The 22,378-nt window shown below is 65.3% G+C and carries 20 protein-coding genes; 9 read left to right on the top strand and 11 right to left on the bottom strand.

Annotated features, from left to right (window positions below):
* Positions 1-82: 82 nt before the first annotated feature.
* Together HL666_RS21285 and HL666_RS21290 are read right to left on the bottom strand one after the other, a co-directional pair.
* Complete coding sequence (locus HL666_RS21285; protein WP_172183427.1) at positions 83-1,393, bottom strand: MFS transporter; 1,311 nt, start codon at positions 1,391-1,393, stop codon at positions 83-85.
* A gap of 119 nt (positions 1,394-1,512) precedes the next feature.
* Complete coding sequence (locus HL666_RS21290; RefSeq protein WP_172131267.1) at positions 1,513-2,433, bottom strand: transcriptional regulator GcvA; 921 nt, start codon at positions 2,431-2,433, stop codon at positions 1,513-1,515.
* 112 nt (positions 2,434-2,545) lie between these two features.
* On the opposite strand from HL666_RS21290, the gene HL666_RS21295 reads away from it, so the two are divergent.
* On the top strand, positions 2,546-2,749 hold the full coding sequence (locus HL666_RS21295; protein ID WP_172131266.1) for a DUF1127 domain-containing protein: 204 nt from the start codon (positions 2,546-2,548) through the stop codon (positions 2,747-2,749).
* A gap of 78 nt (positions 2,750-2,827) precedes the next feature.
* Positions 2,828-3,439, top strand: a complete 612-nt coding sequence (locus tag HL666_RS21300; protein WP_172183429.1) for a GNAT family N-acetyltransferase — start codon at positions 2,828-2,830, stop codon at positions 3,437-3,439.
* A 253-nt stretch (positions 3,440-3,692) separates the two neighbouring features.
* Here HL666_RS21300 and HL666_RS21305 read toward each other — a convergent pair whose 3' ends face one another.
* On the bottom strand, positions 3,693-4,394 hold the full coding sequence (locus HL666_RS21305) for an SDR family NAD(P)-dependent oxidoreductase (protein WP_172111547.1): 702 nt from the start codon (positions 4,392-4,394) through the stop codon (positions 3,693-3,695).
* A 90-nt stretch (positions 4,395-4,484) separates the two neighbouring features.
* Complete coding sequence (locus HL666_RS21310) at positions 4,485-5,504, bottom strand: glutathione S-transferase family protein (RefSeq protein WP_172111546.1); 1,020 nt, start codon at positions 5,502-5,504, stop codon at positions 4,485-4,487.
* A 110-nt stretch (positions 5,505-5,614) separates the two neighbouring features.
* On the opposite strand from HL666_RS21310, the gene HL666_RS21315 reads away from it, so the two are divergent.
* Positions 5,615-7,399: an acyl-CoA dehydrogenase family protein gene (locus HL666_RS21315; protein WP_172183430.1), complete on the top strand. Its 1,785-nt coding sequence runs from the start codon at positions 5,615-5,617 to the stop codon at positions 7,397-7,399.
* A gap of 41 nt (positions 7,400-7,440) precedes the next feature.
* On the top strand, positions 7,441-8,529 hold the full coding sequence (locus tag HL666_RS21320; protein WP_172183432.1) for a Zn-dependent alcohol dehydrogenase: 1,089 nt from the start codon (positions 7,441-7,443) through the stop codon (positions 8,527-8,529).
* A gap of 308 nt (positions 8,530-8,837) precedes the next feature.
* Here the strand turns inward: HL666_RS21320 and HL666_RS21325 are convergent, their stop codons facing one another.
* The 3 genes from HL666_RS21325 to mbfA all read right to left on the bottom strand — a co-directional run bounded on the left by HL666_RS21325 (position 8,838) and on the right by mbfA (position 11,970).
* A complete protein-coding gene (locus HL666_RS21325; protein WP_172183434.1) occupies positions 8,838-10,307 on the bottom strand; it encodes an amidase in 1,470 nt (489 codons plus the stop codon).
* An 82-nt stretch (positions 10,308-10,389) separates the two neighbouring features.
* Complete coding sequence (locus tag HL666_RS21330) at positions 10,390-10,920, bottom strand: cytochrome b (protein WP_172111542.1); 531 nt, start codon at positions 10,918-10,920, stop codon at positions 10,390-10,392.
* Positions 10,921-10,998: 78 nt separating this feature from the next.
* Positions 10,999-11,970, bottom strand: coding sequence for an iron exporter MbfA (gene mbfA / locus HL666_RS21335; protein WP_172111541.1), 972 nt, complete (start codon positions 11,968-11,970; stop codon positions 10,999-11,001).
* A 201-nt stretch (positions 11,971-12,171) separates the two neighbouring features.
* On the opposite strand from mbfA, the gene HL666_RS21340 reads away from it, so the two are divergent.
* Complete coding sequence (locus HL666_RS21340; RefSeq protein ID WP_172183436.1) at positions 12,172-12,894, top strand: hypothetical protein; 723 nt, start codon at positions 12,172-12,174, stop codon at positions 12,892-12,894.
* A gap of 265 nt (positions 12,895-13,159) precedes the next feature.
* Here the strand turns inward: HL666_RS21340 and HL666_RS21345 are convergent, their stop codons facing one another.
* The 4 genes from HL666_RS21345 to HL666_RS21360 form a co-directional block, all read right to left on the bottom strand.
* Complete coding sequence (locus HL666_RS21345; protein WP_172131259.1) at positions 13,160-13,546, bottom strand: hypothetical protein; 387 nt, start codon at positions 13,544-13,546, stop codon at positions 13,160-13,162.
* Positions 13,547-13,643: 97 nt separating this feature from the next.
* Positions 13,644-14,714: an alpha/beta fold hydrolase gene (locus tag HL666_RS21350; RefSeq protein ID WP_172183682.1), complete on the bottom strand. Its 1,071-nt coding sequence runs from the start codon at positions 14,712-14,714 to the stop codon at positions 13,644-13,646.
* Positions 14,715-14,973: 259 nt separating this feature from the next.
* Positions 14,974-16,509 carry an acyl-CoA synthetase gene (locus HL666_RS21355; RefSeq protein WP_172131258.1) on the bottom strand — a complete coding sequence of 512 codons (1,536 nt, stop codon included), beginning with the start codon at positions 16,507-16,509 and terminating at the stop codon, positions 14,974-14,976.
* 172 nt (positions 16,510-16,681) lie between these two features.
* A complete protein-coding gene (locus tag HL666_RS21360) occupies positions 16,682-17,854 on the bottom strand; it encodes an acetyl-CoA C-acetyltransferase (protein WP_172183439.1) in 1,173 nt (390 codons plus the stop codon).
* A 138-nt stretch (positions 17,855-17,992) separates the two neighbouring features.
* On the opposite strand from HL666_RS21360, the gene HL666_RS21365 reads away from it, so the two are divergent.
* From HL666_RS21365 to HL666_RS21380, 4 genes are all read left to right on the top strand, one after another.
* Positions 17,993-18,652 carry a TetR family transcriptional regulator gene (locus HL666_RS21365; protein ID WP_172111537.1) on the top strand — a complete coding sequence of 220 codons (660 nt, stop codon included), beginning with the start codon at positions 17,993-17,995 and terminating at the stop codon, positions 18,650-18,652.
* Positions 18,653-18,709: 57 nt separating this feature from the next.
* Positions 18,710-19,468 (top strand): SDR family NAD(P)-dependent oxidoreductase, encoded by a 759-nt coding sequence (locus tag HL666_RS21370; RefSeq protein WP_172183441.1) that lies wholly within the window; start codon positions 18,710-18,712, stop codon positions 19,466-19,468.
* A gap of 152 nt (positions 19,469-19,620) precedes the next feature.
* Positions 19,621-20,427 carry an enoyl-CoA hydratase/isomerase family protein gene (locus tag HL666_RS21375; RefSeq protein ID WP_172183443.1) on the top strand — a complete coding sequence of 269 codons (807 nt, stop codon included), beginning with the start codon at positions 19,621-19,623 and terminating at the stop codon, positions 20,425-20,427.
* A gap of 41 nt (positions 20,428-20,468) precedes the next feature.
* Positions 20,469-22,337 (top strand): AMP-binding protein, encoded by a 1,869-nt coding sequence (locus HL666_RS21380; RefSeq protein WP_172183445.1) that lies wholly within the window; start codon positions 20,469-20,471, stop codon positions 22,335-22,337.
* Positions 22,338-22,378: the final 41 nt, after the last annotated feature.

Below are 22,378 nucleotides of genomic sequence, written 5' to 3' on the forward strand. Positions count from 1 at the left end.
CAGACCTCGCTCCCACTCCGGCCCCCGACGAAAAACGGGCGGCATTCGATGATGCCGCCCGCGACGCGAACAGACAAGCGGATCAGGCCGCGACCGGCTCGCGCGCCGCGACGGCCTGCCGGCCGCCGCGATACACGGTCGTCGCGGCGATGATGCCGAGCACGGCGGCGCACATCAGCCAGTAGCCGGGCGAGGCCTTGTCGCCGGTCTTGTTGATCAGCCAGGTCGAGACTGCCGGCGTCGCGGTGCCGAACAGGCCGGCGGCCAGCGCAAAGGCGATGGAAAAACAGGTCGTGCGGACATGCGCCGGCACGATCTCGACCAGGCAGCCCAGCATGGTGCCGCTGTAGACGCCGAAATAGAACGAGAACAGCATCTCGACGGTGAGCAGCTTGCCGAAGCTCGGCGCCGCCGCGAGCCAATGCAGCGCCGGATAGGCGGTGAGAAGCGCCAGCACCGCGATGGTCACCAGCACCGGCTTGCGCCCGATCCGGTCCGACACCGCACCGCCGACCGGATTCCAGAGGAAGTTGGTGACGGCGACCAGCAGGGTGACGAGCAGCGAGTCCGCCGCCGAAAGCTTCAGCTCCTTGCCGAAGCCGGGGCCGTAGACGGTGATGAAATAGAACGTCGTCGTGGTCAGCACCGCGATCATCATGCCGAGAATCACGATGCGCCAATTGTCCAGCGCCGAGGCGAACACTTCGCGCGCGGTCGGGTGCTTCTTCATCGCGAGAAAGGCAGGCGTCTCCTCCAGCGTCCGGCGCAGGAAGAAGATCAGCGGGATGATTAGGCAGCCGATGAAGAACGGGATGCGCCAGCCCCAGGCGGCCACCATGTCCGCGGGCATGGCCTGATTGAGCACATAGCCGATGAGGGAGGCGACGAAGATCGCGACCTGCTGGCTGGAGGACTGGAACGAGGTGTAGAGGCCGCGATTGCCGGGCGTGGAAATCTCCGACAGGTAGACCGACACGCCGCCGAGCTCGACGCCGGCGGAGAAGCCCTGCAGCAGGCGGCCGAGCAGCACGATGATCGGGGCTGCGATGCCGATGGTCGCATAGGTCGGGCAGAACGCGATGACCACCGTGCCGAACGCCATGATGCCGAGCGTCACGATCAGGCCCTGCCGCCGGCCGATCTTGTCCACATACGCGCCGAGCACGACCGCGCCGACCGGCCGCATCAAGGCGCCGAGCCAGAACACGCCATAGGCGTTGAGCAGCGCCGCGGTCTCGTTCTCCGAGGGGAAGAACGCCTTGGCGATGATCGGGGCATAGAAGCCGAACAGGAAGAAGTCGAACTGCTCGAGGAAATTGCCGCTGGTGGCGCGCAGGATCGCGCCGATGCGCGAATGGATGGTCGCCGGCTGCGGGATTGGCTGTGAGGACACGCGGGGAAACTCCTACCGTCGAGGGGCTCGTGCGGAGGATGTCTACGCCGGCCGAGGGAAAGGTGCGACAATCTGCCACGCCTAGTCCACTGGGCCAATAGATTTGCTGGCGCGAACGCCTAGATCTGAACGGGATTCAGCGACGGAGACTTCTGCTGCGCTGCACCCTTCAACCACTGCCGGAACGCCTTCAGCTTGGGCGGGTCTGCGCGGCCCTCGGGCATCACCAGGTAGAAGCCGGCATCGCTGGGTAGCGCCATCTTGAACGGCACCACCAGCCGGCCCTTGGCGATGTCGTCCTGGACATAGGCGGTGCGGCCGATCGCGACGCCGAGCCCGTCGATCGCAGCCTGCACGGTCATCAGCGACAGATCGAAGCTCAGCCGGCTTTGCCGCGACAGCTCCACCGGCAGCCCCGCCGCCGTCAGCCATAGCCGCCAGTCGTCATCATAGCCGCCGCTGGCCTGCAAGAGCGTGTGATGGGCGAGGTCCTCCGGACAGCGCAGCGGCTTGTCGCCCTGCAACAAGGCCGGGCTGCACACCGGAAACAGCTCGTCGGCCATCAGCCATTCGGCGCGCACGCCCGGCCAGTGGCCGCGGCCGTAGCGGATCGCGGCGTCGACATCGTCCTTGCGGAAATCCACCAGGCCGGTCGAGGTCGTGATGCGCACGTCGATGCCGGGATGCGCCTCCTGAAAGGCCGTCAGTCGCGGCAGCAGCCATTTCGCCGCCAGCGAGGCGATGGTCGAGACGGTCAGCACCTTGGCATTGTCCTTGCGGACCAGCCGTTCCGTCGCCAGCCGGAGATCGTCGAATGCGGCCCGCACCAGCGGGAGATAGTCGCGGGCCTGGGGCGTCAGCGCCAGGCTGCGGTTCTGGCGGACGAACAGGCGGATGCCGAGCTCGTCCTCCAACCGCTTGATCTGATGGCTGATTGCGGTCTGCGTCACGTTCAGCTCCGACGCCGCGCGGGTGAAGCTCAGGTGCCGTGCGGCAGCCTCGAACGCCCTTAGTCCATTCAGCGACGGCAATCGCGCCATTCACGGCCTCCTGTTTCATGACGTTATTTCATCCGAAACGGTAGTAAATGTCGTTTGTGGATGAAGCGCAACCGCTGGATATTGCAGCCTCAAGGAATTTTAGGAGGCTTTCATGTCGCTCTACGTCTCCTCGTCAATGACGAAACATCATGCACCCGGTTTCTGGTCGGGGGTTGCCGAGCTGCTTTCGGCCTGGCGTTTCCGCTACCGGACCCGGCACGAGCTGGCGCAATGGTCGGAGCGCGACCTGCACGATCTCGGCCTGTCCCGCAGCGACATCGCCGCCGAGATCGACAAGCCGTTCTGGCGGGGGTGAGCCCCTCACTCATCCCGCCGCGCCGGCGCCGCTTCGCAAAGGAGGGCGCCGGCAACACCATCTCCGCCGGAGCCCGCCATGCCGACGCAAGCTGCCGCCGTCCTCGCTGCGTCCAATGTCATCCGCACGCGGCGCGGCGAGGAGGTGCGCCTCCGCTTCGTCACGCCTGATGATGCCGAGGTGCTGCAGGCCTATGTGCGGTCGCTGAGCCCACGCTCGCGAAACAGGCGTTTCCTGGGCGCGCTCAGCGAGCTGCCGAAGCCGGTGCTTGACGACTTCGTCGCGCTCGGCCGCAATGACCGCTACAGCCTGATCGGGACGATGGATCACGACGGTGTCGAGAGCATGGTGGCCGAGGCGCGCTACGCGCTCGATCGCAATACGGGCCGCGTCGAGTTCGGCCTCTCGGTGCATGACCGCTGGCACGGCCACGGCATCGGCCCGGCACTGATCGCGCATCTCGAAGGCCGAGCGCGCGCACTCGGTGGTGTGACGCTGTCAGGCGACGCGCTGCGCACCAACGACGTGATGATCGCGCTGGCGCGCAAGGCCGGCTTCGCCATCCAGCCGCACGCGGATGATTGGACGTTGGTGCGGTTCGAGAAGGTGCTGAGCCAAGCGCTGGCGCATTCAACGGGGGCAGATCTGCACGTGATCCACAACGACCCGCAGATCGCACGTTTGAGATAGGCTGAAGGATGTCATGCCCCGCGAAGGCGGGGCATCCAGTACGCCGCGGCCTCACCGTATCGCCAGCTATCAGTTGCGTTTACTGGATCGCCCGGTCAAGCCGGGCGATGGCAGCTCGCATTTGGCAAGGACCTATCCACGTCAATGCGAGCGTGAGCGAAGCAATCCAGCGCCGAGCAAGGACTCTGGATTGCTTCGCTGCGCTCGCAATGACGGCGACTGTGGTGCGATTTGCCTGCCACGTGGGGAGCTCTCAAAACGTCTCCAGCCAGGGCCGGAGCTCCATCTCCCAGCTCCAGGCGCTGCGCGGCTGCTGCAGCACGTTCCAATAGCTGGCGGCGATCGCATCGGGATCGAGCATCGAGTCCGGCCGCTCCGCCGGCTCCTGCCGCGCGGCGCTCCTGATGCCGCCATCGATGACGAAGTGCGCGACGTGGATGCCCTGCGGCGACAGCTCGCGGGCCATGCTCTGGGCGAGGCCGCGCAGCGCGAACTTGCCCATCGCGAAGGCGGCCGACTGCGCATAGCCCTTCACGCTTGCAGAGGCTCCGGTGAACAGGATCGCGCCGTGCTTGTTGGGCAGCATGCGCTGCGCTGCCTGCTGCCCCACCAGGAAGCCGCCGAAGGCGCTGACGGCAATGGACTCCTGCACGTCGGCCGGCACCAGATCGGTGAGCGGCCCGCGCGCCCGGGCGCTTGCATTGTAGACCACGAGATCAGGCTCGCCGATCTCGCGCGTCACGAGGCCGAACAGCCGCTCGACCTCCTCGGGATTGCTGGCGTCGCAGGGATAGGCCCGGGCGCCGGTCTCGTTGCAGAGCGCGCCGAGTTTCTCGGTCTTGCGCGCGGCGAGCGCGACGCGGATCTTCTCGCGCGCGAACAGCCGGGCCAGCGAGGCGGAGAGCCCTTCGCCGGCGCCGACGATCAGGGCGATCTTGTAGGCAGGGATGTCCATGGGCTTGTCCTCGACATGCGTTCGCTGCCGTTCAAGCTAGTGCAGCTGTGGCCATCTTCCTATCGTCCATCCCCACAAATCTGCCTGATGTCAGGCCGGGCGCGGCTGCAACCCATTGAGGCAGCCGATCTCCTCCAGCACGACGTCGAGCCGGCTGCGGTCGTGTAGGAACGCGTATTTGCTGCGGAGCATCTGCAGTGAGCGGGCGTGATATTTCTGCGGCTTCTGCGTCCAGACGGTGTCACCGAGCTGAACGCTGAACATGTCCCGGTTCTCCGTCAGCGCCCGCTCGTTGGCGAGCGTCCACGGCATGAACAATGCGCCGACCTGCCGGGTCAGGATCGGCATCAGGGTCAGCGACAGTTCCGGCCACAGCTCGAACTCGCCTTCGGCGCGCGGCCACAGCATGCGATGGATCCAGGCCAGCACATGTGGCGCATTGCCCTCGATCAGCGCGCCGGCGGTCGGATCGGTCCACAGTTCGTAGAACTGCCCCCACAGGCCGAAATCGCCGTAAGACGGCCGGCCGCCGAACAGATAGGGCCTGATGGCGAGATGCCGTTCGAGCAGGCCGAGCATTTCGACGAAACCCTGCTCGATCTGCGGCGCATTGACCTCGTTGGAGCCGACATACCAGAGGCGCTCCACCATGCGGGCGCGGATCTTCTCCGCCACCTTGCCGAAGGTGGTCTCATCGGCCTTCGGCGCAACCATGCGGGCAATGCGCCCCGCCGAGGCGCGCTGGTCGACATCGCGCGCCCAGCGGTAGTGGAACATCCATTTGTTGCCCCACTCGTCGCCGAACTCCTCGAGCAGGGCCGAGATGAAGCTGGTCAGCACGTCGGCGGGGTGGATCGGCGGCTCGGGAAAGTCGAGCTCCAGCGCGTCGATGATCGGCGTCGAATCCTGCATCGGCGCGTCGTCGGGAGCGAGGACGAGCGGAATGATCGGCAGCTTGGCGTGTCGCGCATAATCCGCCTCGCTTTCCGCGTTGCGCAATATCCAGTGATGCGGAATGCCCTTGTAACGCAGATACGATCGCACCTTGACCGAATAGGGCGACATCTCCGCCCCGAAGATGCGATAAACCTCCGTCGGCTGACTGGTCATGGATCTGCTCCCGGTTCGGCGCAAGCCGTTGCTGTTGTGTATCCGATCAGGCGCAACCTGTCGAAGAGTCCGTAAGAAGACTGGCGGAAACGAACGAGGGCTTAACGATCATGCATCAGTTCCTGCGACGCGATGACGTGATGACCGGCGGCAAGCGCCCGGAGCTGCTGGCGCCTGATACCACCGGGCTGAACTTCTATCGGGCCGATCCGGCGCTTGCCGACCTCCTGCGCATCCATCTGCCCGAGCGGTTGTTTCACCACCTCGTGCCGCATCTCGATCGGCTGGGTGAGCTCGCGGGAGGCTATCTCGACGAATGCGCCAGGCTGGCCGATCGCCACGGACCGGTGCTGCATCAGCGCGATCGCTTCGGCCGCGACGTGCAGTGGATCGAATATCATCCGGCCTATCGCGAGCTGGAGCGCGCCGCCTTCGGCGAGTTCGGCATCCATGCGATGTCGATCCGCAAGGGTATTCTCGGCTGGCCCACCAAATATCCGGTCGTCGCCAAGCACGCCTTCACCTTCCTGTTCAACCAGGCCGAGTTCGGGTTGGGCTGTCCGATCAACGTGACCGACGGCTGCGCCAAGCTGCTCGCGAGCTTCGGCAGCGACGCGCTCAAGGCCCGATACCTCGACGGCCTGACGCAGACCGACATGCGGAAGCTGACCCAGGGCGGGCAGTTCATGACCGAGAAGGAGGGCGGCTCCGATGTCGGCACCTTGTCCACGGTCGCGGTGCCCGAGGGTGATCATTGGCGCCTGCATGGCGAGAAGTGGTTCTGCTCCAATGCCGATGCGAAAGTGGTGATGCTGCTGGCACGACCCGATGGCGCTGACGGCGGTACGCGCGGCGTGGGACTTTTCCTGATGCCGCGCTTTCTCGATGACGGCAGCCCAAATCACTATCGGATCGTGCGCCTGAAGGACAAGCTCGGCACGCGCTCGATGGCGTCGGGCGAGATCAAGCTGGAAGGCGCGATTGCGTACGCGGTCGGCCGGCTCGATCGCGGCTTCGTTCATATGGCCGAGATGGTCAACTCGTCGCGCCTCTCGAACGGCGTCAAGTCGACCGCGCTGATGCGGCGCGCCTGGCACGATGCCATCACCGTTGCGCGCAATCGCGTGGTGTTCGGGCAGCGCATCGTCGACCTGCCGCTCGGTCGGCGCCAACTGATGAAGATCCTGCTCGCGACCGAGCAGGCGTTGTCGATGAGCTTCCTCACGGCCGATGCGCTCGACCGTGCCGAGGCCGGCAGCCAGGACGCGGCCGCGCTGCTCCGCATCCTGACGCCGACCTTGAAATTCCGCGCCACCCGCGATGCCCGCAAGGTCTGCGGCGATGCGTTGGAGATGCGCGGCGGCATCGGCTATGTCGAGGAGTTCGCCACCGCTCGCCTCTTGCGCGACGCCCATCTCGGCTCGATCTGGGAGGGCACCGGCAACATCGTCGCGCTCGATGCGCTGAAGCGCGCGGTCGGGCGTCACGGCGCGGAGCAGGCGCTGGCAGCCGATCTGCACGCGCGACTCGACGACAGCGCCGCCGTGTCGCACGTTTGGCGCGATCAGCTGCATCGTCTGGTCGATCGCGCGGTCGGCTTTGCGCGTGAGGTCGCGGCACGCGCCGACAACGAAGCCGAAGCCCGCCGCGCCACCAGTCTGCTGTATCATGTCGCGAGCGCGGCTTCGCTCACCTGGGAGAGCGCGCGCATCCACGCGATGCGCGGCGATGCTCGCCGCCTGCTGCTGGCGAAGCTCGTCGTCGCGCACCGGCTGACGCCGTCCGATCCGTTCCGGCTTGCGGAAAATAGGATGGATGATGCCATCTCGACACTGCTGCTCGGCGAACGTGTCGCCGACATGGAGGAGGTTGGCGAACTGCTGTCAGCGGCGTAGGCTTGCCACGACCACCAACAAACAAGATCGGGAGAACGCCAATGAAAGCTGCCGTGCTGATGGAGGTCAACAAGCCGCTGGTGATCGAGGAGATCAGCGTGCCCAAGCCGGGGCCGCGCGAGGTGCTGATCAGGACATCGGTCGCAGGGCTCTGCCATTCAGATCTGCACTTCATCGAGGGCCTGTATCCTCATCCGCTGCCCGCGGTGCTCGGCCATGAGTCCGCCGGCATCGTCGAGCAGGTCGGCTCCGACGTCACTTATGTGAAGCCGGGCGATCACGTCGTCACCTGCCTGTCGGTGTTCTGCGGCACATGCGACAACTGCACGACGGGGCGTCCGGTGCTGTGCACCGACACCACGGTGAAGATGCCGCCCGGCGCGTCCAACCGGCTGTCATGGGGACGAAGTGAGAAGCTGCATCAGTTCCTCAACCTCTCGTCCTTCGCCGAGCAGATGCTGGTGCACGAGAACGCGATCGTGAAGATCCGCCAGGACATGCCGCTCGAGCTCGCCGCGCTGATCGGGTGCGGCGTCATCACCGGCTATGGCGCGGTCGTCAACACCGCGCGGGTGACGGCCGGCGAAACCGTCGCGGTGATCGGTTGCGGCGGCGTCGGCATGGCGGCGATCAATGGTGCGGAGATTGCCGGCGCCGGCCGTATCATCGCCATCGATACCAACCCGGCCAAGCTGCAGCTTGCGACGAAACTCGGCGCCACCGACATCATCAACCCCGCTGACGGCGACGTCGTTGCCCAGGTGCGTGAACTCACCAAAGGCGGCGTGCATCACGCCTTCGAGGTGCTGGGACGCAAGGAGACCGCGGAGCAGGCGTTCGCCATGCTCGCGCCGGGCGGCACCGCGACCATCGTCGGAATGATCCCGTTCGGCCAGAAGATCGAGCTGCACGGCTTCGACTTCCTGCGCGAGCGCCGCATCCAGGGCTCGTCGATGGGCTCCAATCACTTCCGCGTCGACATGCCCCGCCTCGTCGAATTCTATTTGCGCGGCAAGCTGCACCTGGAGGACTGGATCTCCGCCAAGCTGAAGCTGTCCGAGATCAACGAGGGCTTTGCCAATATGAAGGCCGGCAAGACGCTGCGCAGCGTGATCATGTTCGACGCGTAGGGGGCCTTGTCACGTGTGACGTGGCTGAGGCAGCCTGCGTATCAGATGCTCGCCATGCCCGGGCTCGACCCGGGCATCCATCCTCTCCCGGAGATGGATGGCCGGGTCAAGTCCGGCCATGACGATGTGGGGCGATCCGGCGCTGCCTACACCGCCGTCGTCCCGGCCTTGAGCCCGGACCCATAGCCACCGGCGGTTATGTGACGATGACTGGTAGTTGCGCAAGATCGCGAGATTCCGCGGTATGGGTCCCGGCTCAAGGCCGGGACGACAGTGGATGAGGCGCGTGACTGCGTTCCTGACGACAACTAATCCGCAAACATCGGCGGCGGCGTGAAGCCGCCGAATTCGCGTTCGATCAGTTCGGCGAGCTTGATCGGCGTGCGGTCTTCGAGGAAGGGGCCGACGATCTGCACGCCCACGGGCAGGCCATCGGCGAGCCCGAGCGGGACCTGCGTGGCAGGCAGGCCGGGCAGGGTGGCGATGCCCGGCCAGGCGAGCTGATCATTGTAGTCGTGCTCCACGCCGTCGATGCTGACGCGCCGCTCCCGCTGATCCGGCGAGTGGTCGTGCGGAAATGCCGGCGTCGGCATGATCGGGCAGATCACCGCATCGAACTGCGCGAACAGTGCCCGCCATTGCGCGCGTAGCCCGAAGCGGGCGTTGTTGGCCTGCACCCAGTCGCGATGGCTGAGCGCGAGGCCGCGCAGCCGCTCGGCCGCAAGGCTCATCGCCTCCTTCGGCAGATGCGCGACGGCCTGGCTGGCCTCGGCATGAACCTGCGGCGGCATGGTCGCGCCGAGGAAGCCGAGCAGCAGGCGCATGTAGAGCCGGCTGGAGGCGGCGAAATCCGGCAGCAGCGGGCTTTCACTGACGACGCTGACGCTCACCTTCGCCAGATCAGCCGCGAGCCGCTCGATCGCGCCGCGCACGGCGGTGTCGGTCGGCAGCAGCGGATCCGACGCGACCACCAGCACGCGGAAATCCTGCAGCCGCGCATGACGCGGCGGCGGCAGCTCCAGCCGATACGCCTTGCCCGCTTCGAGCGGATCGGGGCCGGCCATGACGTCGAGCAGCAGCGACAGGTCCGCGGCCGAGCGCGCCATTGGGCCAACCACGGCAAGGTCCGCCTCGTTCGGCAGCGGCTGGAACGGCGGCGGCGTGTGGCCGCGCGTCGGCACGAGCCCATAGGTCGGCTTGTGCGCGGTCACGCCGCAATGAAACGCCGGCACCCGCAGCGAGCCGCCGATATCAGAGCCGAGCGACAGCGAGCCGTAGCCCGCGGCAAGAGCCGCCGCCGAGCCGCCGGAGGAGCCGCCCGGCGTGCGGCCGAGATCGTAAGGGTTATTCGTCGTGCCGTAGATGTCGTTGTAGCTCTGCCAGTCGCCGAGCCCGAGCGGCACGTTGGTCTTGCCGAGCACGATGCCGCCGGCATCCTTCACGCGCGTGACCGTCAGCGCATCCTCGGCCGCGATGAAACTCTTCTGCTGGGGAAAGCCCCAGGTCGTCGGCAGCCCGGCGATGTTATAGGATTCCTTCACCGTCAGCGGCAGGCCGAGCAGTGGCTCGCGCTCGCCGCGGGCCAGCCGCGCGTCGGCGGCGCGGGCGGCCTCCAGCGCGCGGTCGAAGTCGCGCACGCAGATCGCGTTGATCTTGCCGTCATGGTGCTCGATGCGGTCGATCGCGAGCTGAGTCAGCTCGACCGACGAGATCTCGCGATGTGCCAGAGCTTTCGCCGTCTCGACGGCGGTTGCGAACGTCCATTGCGATGCAGCCAAGGTCCTGCTCCTCGTACTCGTGGAGGACGTCTTTTACCCCAGGCGCGTGGCAGGCGCTTGACCGAAATTGCTGGTTGGACGGTCAGCCCGGCAGCATGCGCTGCATGATGCGGTCACGATAGACAAAGATGTGCGCCAGTGCCGCGCCGACGTGAACGACGATCAGGATCAGCAGCAGCCACTCGGCGGCCTGGTGCAGGCCGTCGATGGCGCGGTTGCCGGCGGGGTTGCGCGCGGCCAGCATCGGCAGATCAAACAGATAGAAGCACGACACGCTCCAACCGCGGAACGAGGCGAACAGCCAGCCGGTGATCGTGCTCGCCAGCACCATGACGTACAGTCCCCAATGCACCACCTCCGAGCTCAGCCGCTGCCATGGCGGCAGCGAGCTTTCGGGTGCGACGGGATGGGTCAGGCGCCAGACGAAGCGCAACACGATCAGAGCCAGGATGGTCAACCCGACCGAGATGTGCAGGATCATCGGCGTGCCGGGCGGCGTATTCGCATGCAGGTCCGGCATCAGCCAGCCGATCGGATATTGGACGGCGAGCAGCAGCACCACCAGCCAGTGCAGGATCTTCGCGGGCGTGCCGTAGTGCAGGCGTGGTGTCATGCCGAGCCTTCCGTCGCGGTCTGTCTGGCGCCATCGGACTGCCGTGCGGAGTTTCCGCAAAGCGGCACGAGACCGATGCTATGCCGCGCCGATCAATATCCCCACGCCGAGCACGATGATGCCGCCGAGCACGATTTGGAACACCGCCTGCAGGAACGGCGTGTCCATGTAGCGCGCGCGGATATAGGCAATCGCCCACAGCTCGAAGAACACGACGAGGCACGCGATGGCCGTGGCGATCCAGAACGCATTGGTCCAGGAGTCCGGCACCAGATAGGGCATGGTATGGCCGAGGCCGCCGAGCGTCGTCATCGCGCCGCAGACGGCGCCGCGCAGCCACGGCGAACCGCGCCCCGTGAGCGAGCCGTCGTCGGAGAGCGCCTCGGCGAAGCCCATGCTGATGCCTGCGCCGATCGACGCGGCGAGGCCGACCAGGAAGGTCTGGAAATTCTGATGCGTGGCGAAGGCGGCCGCGAATAGCGGCGCCAGCGTGGAGACCGAACCGTCCATTAATCCGGCGAGACCCGGCTGCACATATTGCAGCACGAACACGCGGCGTCGCGTCTCGTCTTCCTTATGCCGTACGTCCGGACTGAGGATCTTGTCGGTGAGTTGCGCCGCGACCTTCTCGTGGCCCTTCTCGGCCTCGGCGAGATCGCCGAGCAGCCGGCGCACGCCGACATCCTTGGCCTGCTCGGCGGCCTTGGCATAGAAGCGCTCGGCCTCGAACTCCATCGTGCCGACCTCCTTGCGGATGGCGTCGAGCGACAGGTTCTTGGTCAGCCAGATCGGCCGGCGCTGCATGAAGCCCTTGACGTTCTCGCGCCGGATCGGCGGCAGGTTCTTGCCGAAGCGCTCCTCATAGAGTTCGAGCAGCATGTGGCGATGGCCCTTCTCCTCCTCGGCCATCTGCTCGAACAGTTTCGCCGAATCCGGATACCGCTCCGCCAGGTCTTCCGCGAAGCTCATGTAGATGCGGCCGTCTTCCTCTTCGGCCGAGATCGCGATCGCCAGGATCTCGCGCTCGGTGAGGTCGGCGAAATTCTTCATTCCAAAGTCCCCGGATTGCCGTTCTCAACATTCGAGTGTTTAGAGCGATTCTAATCTGTATATGGATCTGCCGCAGCGCGGTCAAACTGCTGCCGCGCCGTGGCCGCGAAACATATCGTGAGGTCGCATTCAGGCCCCAGTCAGGGAACCCATAGGCAAAATCACCGTTCGCGCTTCCGCTTGTTTACCTAAGGAGTTCCAATGACCAGCGTCAAATACAGGCTGAATGATCCAGGACTGGCGCCGCGGCGGACCAGGATGGACATTCCGGGCTGGGCCGGCGAGCGGCAGCCGCGCGCGAATGGCTCGCACGAGCAGGTCTGGCACTGCGTGCCGTTCTCCGAAGGCGCGCAATACGGCATCGAGCTGTTCTACCCTTATGACTTCGAGATGCAGGTCACCACGCGCGACGGCCAGCTGGAGATCACTGGCGATTGGGGCGAGCCGCCCAGCCCCGGCCTGCAATGGCCGCCGTTCCGGAATTTCGGCGGCGCGTTCTACACCTATCAGATCCTGCTCGATCTCAAAGTGCCCCCGGGCTTTGCCATCCGGACCGAGCCGCACCCGCGCTTCTACACCGATCGCACGGATACCTGTCCGATCGCCGTACCGGCACTGGTGCGCAACTTCTGGCCGATGCTGTTCTTCTGCGTGTTCAAGGCGCCGGCGGAAGGTCGCACGCACATCTTCCGTCCCGGCGAGCCGTTCGCGCAGGTGATCGTGATTCCTGAGGAGGCGAACTTCACCGTGGAGCCGATGAGCCCCGACGAGGCCGCCGAGCGCGAGCTGCAGTCGCGCCGCATCCACGCCAGCCGGCCAATGCTGGCCAAGGAGACCGAATGGGTGTCGAGCACCGACACCGTTTTTGACGGCACCTACCGCCATCTGCATCGCGCGGCCAAGGAGAAGGCGCGCAAGTCCTGACACCCCCGCCAAAAGCAAAGCAGGACGATCGCATACGACCCTGGAAGTTTTGCGCTCTCCTCTCTCCGCGTCGTCATGGCCGGGCTTGTCCCGGCCATCCACGTCGGTCGGCACGCTCCGAACGACGTGGATGCCCGGGACAAGCCCGGGCATGACGGAGTAACAAGCTGCAGCCTCGCGATGCGGCAGCACCTTATTCAGCGCTTCCTCAAACGAAAGGGCGCCGACCTGATGGTCAGCGCCCTCGGCCTTCACCTTGCTACGATCAATAGCGATCGTAGTACCAGTGGTGATGGTGATGATGATGGTGGTGATGGTAGTACCGGCGCGGCACCACATAGACCCGGGGGCCATAGCCGTAGCCATAGCCAGGGCCGTAGCCATAGCCGCGCCAGTAGCCATGGTGATGGTGGTGATGATGATGGTGGTGATGATACCACTGCGCCAGCTGCACCTTCGGCTCGGCCTCGGGCGGCGCCTGCTCGTCGAGCGCCTGCAGTACCGCGGCCGCATTCGGGATCGGCTCGAGCAGGTCGGCGTAGGAATTGGCCTTCAGCACATCGGTGGGGGCGGGGGCCGCCGATGCCTGTGCCGTGCCGAGCGCGCCGACAGCGGCAACCGCGCTCAACAAACCTGCGATCTTCTTATCCATGAATTCATCTCCTGATGCGCATCGCCCGGATGCCAAAACGTCGCACCCCGAATGTTCGTTCCTCGATTCGCCTGATGAGGCCGCAACGCGTCCAAAATCAGGCTGTCGATTTGTTCAGGAACGTGAACAGGAGCTCATTGACTTTGTCATGTTGCTCTTGCTGCACCCAATGTCCGGCACGATCGATCAGCTCGCACAGGATCATGTTGGTGCACACTCGGGACTGCATCGCTTCAAGCACGCCGGGCCGTTGGTAGATGCCCCAGTCTTGCAGGCCGGAGATGAATGCGGACGGAACGTCGATGGTGCGATCCGACCATGTCTGCAATTCTGCGTCGAACAGGCCTGATGTGCCGCAGCGATACCATTGCAGGCCGCCTTGGAAGCCGGTTCGTTCATATTCCGCGGCGTAAACCGCGAGCTCATGATCCGGCAGCCAGCGATTGGCCGCGATCGTCGCAGAGTCAGGCATCTCCTCGGCGACGGTCGCGGCCATCGTCTTATCCAGGTCCATCACGTAGTAGGTCGGCAGCTTCGACAGCTCGCTCGCTGTCCATGCCTGCAACGGCGCAGGCTTGTTGTCCGGCCAATCCGCACTCTTGTGATGATAGTAGGCGCGCAGGAAATCATGCAGGCCCTGCGGTGCGCGATGCATGTCGGCGTTGGCCTCTCGCGTCGAGTAGTACCATTGATAGTGCTTGCGCGGCCGCGGCAGCGCGGCCAGTTCGCCATGCACGAGATCCTCGGGTGGAGCGAGAGGATGGTCGGCGATGTCGAACGGTGCCGCCGGTGGACCCGGGAACGGCGCGCTCATCATCACGACCGATCGAAACACGTCGGGGCGGATCAGGGCGCACCATGCTGCGACCGGGCTGCCGAAATCATGTCCGACGACCGCCGCGACGTGACGATGGCCGAACGCATACACGACGCCGAGCGCATCGCGCACCAGATTGACGAAGCGGAACGGCGCGAGGTCGCCGTCATAGTCGGCACTCCAGCCGGTGGTCCGGCCATAGCCGCGCTGGTCCGGCGCCAGCACGTGATAACCCGCCGCCGCCAGCGCCGGCATCACCTTGCGCCAGCTAAAGGCGAGCTCGGGAAAGCCGTGCAGCAGCAGCACGCAGGGCCGGCCCGGCGTTTCGAACCCGGCTTCGAGCACATGCATGCGCAAGCCGTTGATGCCGTCGACGTAGCGGGAGCGGATGGAGGGGGGAAGGGGCAACGGGGGAAGAGCTTGAAGTGGGGAGGAGGAGGTCATCGCGGCTCTCATCAGTGTCGTCCCGGCGAAAGCCGGGACCCATAACCACAGGATGCCGTGGTGAGGCTTGCTGGCAACTCCAGTCTTCGCAAAACAAAAGACGGTGGCTATGGGTCCCGGCTCAAGGCCGGGACGACAGCTTGCTTGGAGCTATACCGCGCCTCTCTTACGCCGCGCCCTTCTTCGGCCAGTAGCGTTCGCGCAGATGGCGCTTGACCAGCTTGCCGGTCGGCGTGCGCGGCAGCTCCGGCTCGAAGTCGATCGAACGCGGGCATTTGATCGGCGAGAGATGCTGGCGGCAGAACAGCATCAGTTGCTCTTCTAGCGCCTTGCCGGCGCGGGCCATGTCGTGCGGCTGCACCACCGCCTTGACCTCCTCGCCCATCTCCTCGTTCGGCACGCCGAACACGGCGACGTCGGCGACATCAGGATGGGTGATCAGCACGTCCTCGGTTTCCTGCGGGTAGATGTTCACGCCGCCGGAGATGATCATGTAGGACTTGCGGTCTGTGAGATAGAGGAAGCCGTCGGCATCGACATAGCCGACATCGCCGAGCGTCGACCAGCCTTTGTCGTTATAGGCGCGCTTCGTCTTCTCCGGATCGTTGTGATAGGAGAACACCGGCGCATCGGCGAAATAGACCGTGCCGATCTCGCCGGTCGGCATCTCCTGGTCGTCCTCGCCGAGGATCTTGATCTTGCCGACTACCGCGCGGCCGACGCTGCCGCGATGCTCCAGCCATTGCTTCGAGGTGCAGACGGTGACGCCGTTGCCTTCCGATCCGGCGTAGTACTCGATCAGGATCGGTCCCCACCACTCGATCATCCTGGCCTTGACGTCGACCGGGCAGGGCGCCGCGGCATGGATCGCGCCCTTCAAGGTCGAGACGTCGTATCGCTTGCGGACGTCCTCCGGCAGCTTCAGCATGCGCACGAACATCGTCGGCACCAGCTGCGACTGCGTGACCTTGTACTTCTCGACCAGCCGGAGGAAATCCTCGGCGTCGAAGTGTTCCATGATGATCGAGGTCCCGCCGAGCACGATCGCCATCATGTTGAAGCGCAACGGAGCCGCATGATAGAGCGGCGCCGGCGACAGATAGATGCTCTCCGCATTCATGCCACACATGTCGGCGCAGAGCACGCGCAGGAACTGGTTGGGCTGATCGATCGGATTGCCTTCGAAATCCTTCTTGATGCCCTTCGGCCGCCCGGTGGTGCCGGACGAATACAGCATGTCATAGCCGGCGACCTGGTCGGCGATCGGCGTCTTGGGCTGCGCGCCGGCCTCCTTGTCCCAGGAGCGGAAGCCGGGCTCGGGCTCGTCGACCATGAAAAACAGCGGGCCCTCCGCCGTCACGAGATCGCGCACCTGCTCGGCGCATTTCGGCGAGGTGATGAAGACCTTGGCGCCGCAATCCTTGATGATGTAGGCGATCTCGTCCTTGGTGAGATAGCGGCTGATCGCAGTGTAGTAGAGGCCCGAGCGCTGCGCGGCCCAGGCGATCTCCATGAAGGCGAGCCGGTTCTCCATCAGGAAGGCGACGTGGTCGCCCGCCTTGAGGCCGAGCGCACGAAACAGCTGGGCGCCCTGGTTGGAAAGCTCGTCGAGCTCGCGATAGGTGATGGCCTTGCCGGTCCCCGCCATCTGATAGGCGATCTTGTCGGGATGGCTTTGGGCATAGATGGACGGGTGGGTCATGATGGGCTCACCGCTGATCAAGGAAAAAGCTGTCGTCCCGGCCTCGAGCCGGGACCCATTACCACAGGGGCCTGTGGTGAGAGCGAGCTGAGGCTCCAGCTCGCGTATCATTGGATTCGGTGGCTATGGGTCCCGGCTCAAGGCCGGGACGACACCGGTGGTGCGGTGAGATCTAGAGTCTCTCGACGATCGTGACATTGGCCATGCCGCCGCCTTCGCACATGGTCTGCAGGCCGTACCGCTTGTTGCGCTGCTTCAGTGCATGCAGCAGCGTGGTCATCAGCTTGGTGCCGGAGCCGCCGAGCGGATGGCCGAGCGCGATGGCACCGCCATTGACATTGAGGCGGCTAGGGTCTGCACCGGTGGTCTTCAGCCACGCGGTCGGCACCGAGGCGAAGGCCTCGTTGACCTCGTAGAGGTCGATGTCGTCGATCGACATCCCCGCCTTCTGCAGCGCGCGCTGGGTCGCCGGCAGCGGCGCTTCCAGCATGATGACGGGATCGCCGCCCATCATGGTCATGTGATGCACGCGCGCCAGCGGCTTGACGCCGAGCGACTTCAGGCCGCGCTCATTGACGACCATCACGCCGGAGGCGCCGTCGCAGATCTGGCTGGCGGACGCCGCCGTCAGCTTGCCGTTCTCGGCGATCAGCTTGACGCCCTTGATGCCGTCGAGGCTGACGTCGAAACGGATGCCCTCGTCGATATGGTGGGTGTCAGTGGAGCCGTCCGCGCGGGTGATCTGAAGCGGGATGATCTCATCCTTGAAGTGCCCTCCTTGCGTCGCCGCGATCGCGCGCTGATGGCTGTTGTAGGCGTATTCGTCGAGATCATCCTTGGAGAGCCCGTACTTCTCCGCCATCATCTCCGCGCCGGTGAATTGGCTGAACTGGATGTTCGGATAGCGGCTCTCCATGCTTGGGCTCTTGTAATGCCCGAAGCCGTTCTTGGCCGGCAAGGTCGAGGACAGGCCCATCGGCACGCGGGTCATCGACTCCACGCCGGCGGCGATCACCACGTCCATTGTGCCCGACATCACGGCCTGGGCGGCGAAATGCAGCGCCTGCTGCGACGAGCCGCATTGGCGGTCGATCGAGGTGCCCGGCACGCTCTCCGGCAGTTTCGAGGCCAGCACCGCGTTGCGCGCGATGTTGGTGGACTGCTCGCCGGTCTGCATGACGCAGCCCATGATCACGTCCTCGACCTGATCCGGCGCGGCGCCGGAGCGCTCGACCAGCGCGTCCAGCACCTTTGCCGCCAGATCGGCCGGATGCCAGCCGGACAGACGCCCGCCCTTGCGACCGCCGGCCGTGCGCGCAGCCGCCACGATGTAGGCTTCCGCCATGAGGTTCCCTCCCTAGACTTGGTTCGTTGATTGGGAGGGATTTAAATGCGCGATTGAGCTTTAGTCAATCGATCAATTAACTCTTGAGATCGACTTCAGCTTCGGCTTATCTGGCCGCAATAACCGATAGGAAACGCTTTGGGACCTCAGTTGCAGAACAGCGCGCCGGAGAAGCTTGCCGTGGGGCGGAATGCCACCGCGGAAAAGCTGCTGGATGCCGCAAGCGAGCTGATGATCCAGCGGTCCTCGATCGAGATTTCGCTCAGCGACATCGCCCAGAAGTCCGGCTCGAACGCCGCGCTGGTGAAATACCATTTCGGCAACAAGGACGGCCTGCTGCTGGCGCTGCTCGCGCGCGACGCGGCGACCGAGGTCGCCAATCTCGAATTCCTGCTGGCGCAGCCGATCTCGCCGATCGCGAAGCTGAAGCTGCACATCAGCGGCATCATCCGCGCCTATCACCGGTTTCCCTATATGAACCGGCTGATCCACTATCTCCTGCACGAGAGCAGCGCCGAGGCTGCCGACGAGGTGTCGAAGTTCTTCGTCGCGCCGCTGTTGGAATTCCATCGCCGGTTGATCGAGGAGGGCATCGCCAAGGGCGAGTTTCGCGCCGTCGATCCGGTGCTGTTCTACACCAGCCTGATCGGCGCCTGCGATCACCTGTTCTTCGGCCGCCACGCGATGTCGCGCGCGATCGGCGTCGGCCCGGTCACCGATGATGTCTGCCGCCAGTACATCGCCCACATGGAGGCGCTGATCTGCGGCGGAATATTGAAGAGGGCGAACGGCGAGTAGGTGTTCGCCGCTTGCTCCTTGCCGCCAACAAGAAACATCCACGGAGGAAACTTAACCATGCAGTTGAACAACGTTGCCGTTCTCATCACCGGCGGTGGCTCGGGTCTCGGCGCCGCCACGGCGCGCGCCATGGCGGCCAAGGGCGCCAAGATCGCGGTGCTCGATCAGAGCCTGGAGAATGCCGAGAAGGTCGCGGCCGAGCTCAACGGCGTCGCCCTGCATGCCGACGTCACCAATGAGGACCAGGTCAAGGCCGGCATCGCCAAGGCCGAGGCCGCGCATGGTGTCGCCCGCGTGCTGGTGAACTGCGCCGGCATCGGCGGCTCGCAGCGCATCGTCGGCAAGGACGGCGTCTATCCGCTGGCGAAGTTCGCGCGCATCATCAACGTCAACCTGATCGGCACCTTCAACGTGCTGCGCCTGTTCGCCGAGCGCCTGGTCGCCGCCGAGCCCATCGGCGAGGAGCGCGGCGTCGCCATCAACACCGCCAGCGTTGCGGCCTATGAAGGCCAGATCGGCCAGATCGCCTATTCGGCGTCGAAGGGCGGCGTCGTCGGCCTGACCCTGCCGGCCGCGCGCGATCTCGCCAGCCAGAAGATCCGCGTCAACACCATCGCGCCCGGCCTGTTCCTGACGCCGCTGCTGATGGGTCTGAACGAAGAGGCGCGCAAGAGCCTCGGCGCCCAGGTGCCGCATCCGGCCCGTCTCGGCGACGCCTCGGAATACGGCAACCTCGCCGTCCACATCGTCGAGAACCCGATGCTGAACGGCGAAACCATCCGCCTCGACGGCGCCATCCGCATGGCCCCGCGCTAACGCACATTCCGCTGTCGTCCCGGCCTTGAGCCGGGACCCATACTCCGCGGCGCCTGTGAGAAGCACTCTGGCAGACGCCGCGCTCTGACCAAACAAGCCGGTGGCTATGGATCCCGGCGTTCGCCGGGATGACGGCGAGGAGAGAGCGCGCCATGTCCCAACCGCTGCTGATCGAGCATGACAATGGTGTCGACCGGGTGACGCTCAATCGGCCCGAGAGCCTGAACGCGCTCGACCCGACGCTGATCGACGCGCTCAACGTCTATTTCGAAAGCCTGCAGCGCAATCGCACCACGCGCGTCGTCGTGCTCAAGGGCGCCGGCAAGAACTTCTGCGCCGGCCTCGATCTCAAGGCCGCGATGCAGCGCCGCGGCGGCGTCAACGAGCCACCGAGCGTGACCGAATCTCTGGACTCGCAGCGCCGCATCGCCGACATCGTGATGCTGATGCGGCGCTGTCCGCAGCCGATCATCGCGCTGGTGCAAGGCGCGGCCGCCGGCGGCGGCTTCGCGCTGGCGCTCGCCGCCGACATTCGCATTGCCACGCGCTCGGCCCGCATGAACTGCGCCTTCATCAAGCTCGGTCTGGGCGGCTGCGACATCGGCACCAGCTACTTTTTGCCGCGCCTCGTCGGCGTCTCCGTCGCCTCCGAACTGATTCTCACCGGCCGCTTCATCGGCGCCGAACGCGCGCTGATGGTCGGGCTGGTGTCGGAGATCGTCGAAGAAGATCAGCTCGATGACGCGGCTGCGCCGATCATCGAGGCCATGATGACCGCCTCGCCGGTCGGGCTCCGCCTGTCGAAGGAATGCCTCAACATGAGCGTCGATGCCTCGTCGATCGAGGCCGTCATCGCGATGGAAGATCGCAACCAGGTGCTGTGCAGCCGCTCGGAAGATTTCAAGGAAGGCATTGAAGCCTTTCTCCAGAAGCGCAAGCCGGTCTATACCAACCGCTAGATATCAAGATCCGCAAAGGACGATATTTCGGGAGACGCAAAATGGACGGGACGGCAGCGAAGATGTTGGAGAAGCCGGCATTCCGCAAGGTCAATTGGCTGGCGCGCGACATCGACGTCGACCGGCGTGATGACGGCGTGATCGTCATCAAGTCGCGCATTCCGCTGCAGGCCTATGAGCCGCATCTCGCCGCGCCGCTCGCCCGCTGGGCCAAGGAGGCGCCGACGCGAACCTGGCTCGCGCAGCGCACCGGCCCGGAGCGGCAGTGGCGCAAGCTGTCCTATGCGGAGGCCAAGCGCACCGTCGACGGACTGACGCAAGGCCTGCTCAATCTGAAGCTCGACGGCCGTCCGGTCGCGATCCTCTCCGGCAATTCCATCGAGCATGCGCTGATGACGTTCGCCGCGATGCAGGCGCGCTCCCCGGCGGCGCCGGTGTCGCCGGCCTATTCGCTGATGAGCCACGATCATCTCAAGCTGAAATATCTGTTCGGCCTGGTGAAGCCCGGCGTCGTGATGGTGCAGGATGGGCCGACGTTCGAGAAGGCGCTCAAAGCGCTCGATCTCGACGGCGTCACCGTCGTTCACGTCGCGCGTCCCTGCGAGGGCGTTCCGAGCGTCAGCTTCGCCGATCTCGCTGCTACGCCCATCACCAGCGACGTTGATGCCTCCATCGCGCAGATCACGCCCGACACCGTGGGCAAGCTGCTGTTCACGTCCGGCTCCACCGGCATGCCCAAGGCGGTCATCAACACCCAGCGGATGATGTGCGCCAATGCGGCGATGATGATGCAGACGCGGCCGCGTGCGCCGGATGCGCCGGTCTCCACGGTCCTGGATTGGATGCCGTGGAATCACACGATGGGCGGCAATGCGGCGTTCAATCCGCTGCTGATCGATGGCGGCACGCTGTATATCGACGACGGTCGGCCGATGCCCGGGATGTTCGAGGAGAGCCTCCGCAACCTGCGCGAGGTGTCGCCGACCTACTACGCCAACGTCCCCGCCGGCTATGCCGCGCTGGCGGCGGCGATGGAGAAGGACGATGCGCTGTGTCGCTCCTTCTTCAAGGATCTGGGCATCATGGCCTATGGCGGCGCGCGGCTGCCGGACGATCTCTACGAGCGCATGCAGGCGCTGGCGGTGAAGACCACCGGCGAGCGCATCGTGTTCTACACCGGCTGGGGCTCGACCGAGACCGCGCCGACCTCGACCGGCACCTATTGGAACACCGAGCGCGTCGGCCTGATCGGCCTGCCGTTCCCCGGCGTCGAGCTGAAGATGGTCCCGACCGGCGACAAATACGAGCTGCGGCTGCGCGGCGTCAACGTGATGCCCGGCTATTTCGGCCAGCCCGAGCTGACCAGGAAGGCGTTCGACGACGAAGGCTTCTACTGCATCGGCGACGCCGGCGTGTTCGTCGATCCCAATGATCCCGTGCAGGGCATCATCTTCGCCGGACGCGTGGTCGAGGATTTCAAGCTGACCACCGGCACCTTCGTCCATGTCGGTTCGCTGCGCACCGATGCGATCGCAGCGGCGACGCCGGCGATCCACGATGCGCTCGTGGCGGGGCAGGACCGCGAATACATCGGCCTGCTCGCCTGGCCCAATCTGCACGCCTGCCGCCAGCTGGTCGGCAATCCCGAAGCGACGTTCGAGGATGTGGTGAAGCATCCGGCCGTTATCGATTGCGTCCGCCGTGGCATCGCGGCTCATAATAAAGAGTGCGAAGGCGCGACCAGCCGGCGCATCGGCCGCGCCATGCTGATGGTCGAGCCGCCGTCGATCGACGGCCACGAGCTGACCGACAAGGGCTACATCAACCAGCGCGCCGGCCTGGAGCGCCGCGCCGCGCTGGTCGAGCGGCTCTATGCCGCGACGCCCGACAGCGACGTGATCGTGCTGTGATGAGACCCGTCTCTTCCCACTCGTCATTCCGGGATGCGTGC

Origin of the sequence: Bradyrhizobium aeschynomenes (assembly GCF_013178945.1) — a bacterium.
Lineage (GTDB): Bacteria > Pseudomonadota > Alphaproteobacteria > Rhizobiales > Xanthobacteraceae > Bradyrhizobium > Bradyrhizobium aeschynomenes.

Coding starts and splice junctions, on each gene's coding strand:
- HL666_RS21290 (WP_172131267.1), bottom strand. CDS start 2,433: ATGGCGCGATTGCCGTCGCTGAATGGACTAAGGGCGTTCGAGGCTGCC.
- HL666_RS21295 (WP_172131266.1), top strand. CDS start 2,546: ATGTCGCTCTACGTCTCCTCGTCAATGACGAAACATCATGCACCCGGT.
- HL666_RS21300 (WP_172183429.1), top strand. CDS start 2,828: ATGCCGACGCAAGCTGCCGCCGTCCTCGCTGCGTCCAATGTCATCCGC.
- HL666_RS21305 (WP_172111547.1), bottom strand. CDS start 4,394: ATGGACATCCCTGCCTACAAGATCGCCCTGATCGTCGGCGCCGGCGAA.
- HL666_RS21310 (WP_172111546.1), bottom strand. CDS start 5,504: ATGACCAGTCAGCCGACGGAGGTTTATCGCATCTTCGGGGCGGAGATG.
- HL666_RS21315 (WP_172183430.1), top strand. CDS start 5,615: ATGCATCAGTTCCTGCGACGCGATGACGTGATGACCGGCGGCAAGCGC.
- HL666_RS21320 (WP_172183432.1), top strand. CDS start 7,441: ATGAAAGCTGCCGTGCTGATGGAGGTCAACAAGCCGCTGGTGATCGAG.
- HL666_RS21330 (WP_172111542.1), bottom strand. CDS start 10,920: ATGACACCACGCCTGCACTACGGCACGCCCGCGAAGATCCTGCACTGG.
- mbfA (WP_172111541.1), bottom strand. CDS start 11,970: ATGAAGAATTTCGCCGACCTCACCGAGCGCGAGATCCTGGCGATCGCG.
- HL666_RS21340 (WP_172183436.1), top strand. CDS start 12,172: ATGACCAGCGTCAAATACAGGCTGAATGATCCAGGACTGGCGCCGCGG.
- HL666_RS21345 (WP_172131259.1), bottom strand. CDS start 13,546: ATGGATAAGAAGATCGCAGGTTTGTTGAGCGCGGTTGCCGCTGTCGGC.
- HL666_RS21350 (WP_172183682.1), bottom strand. CDS start 14,714: ATGCATGTGCTCGAAGCCGGGTTCGAAACGCCGGGCCGGCCCTGCGTG.
- HL666_RS21355 (WP_172131258.1), bottom strand. CDS start 16,509: ATGACCCACCCGTCCATCTATGCCCAAAGCCATCCCGACAAGATCGCC.
- HL666_RS21360 (WP_172183439.1), bottom strand. CDS start 17,854: ATGGCGGAAGCCTACATCGTGGCGGCTGCGCGCACGGCCGGCGGTCGC.
- HL666_RS21370 (WP_172183441.1), top strand. CDS start 18,710: ATGCAGTTGAACAACGTTGCCGTTCTCATCACCGGCGGTGGCTCGGGT.
- HL666_RS21375 (WP_172183443.1), top strand. CDS start 19,621: ATGTCCCAACCGCTGCTGATCGAGCATGACAATGGTGTCGACCGGGTG.
- HL666_RS21380 (WP_172183445.1), top strand. CDS start 20,469: ATGGACGGGACGGCAGCGAAGATGTTGGAGAAGCCGGCATTCCGCAAG.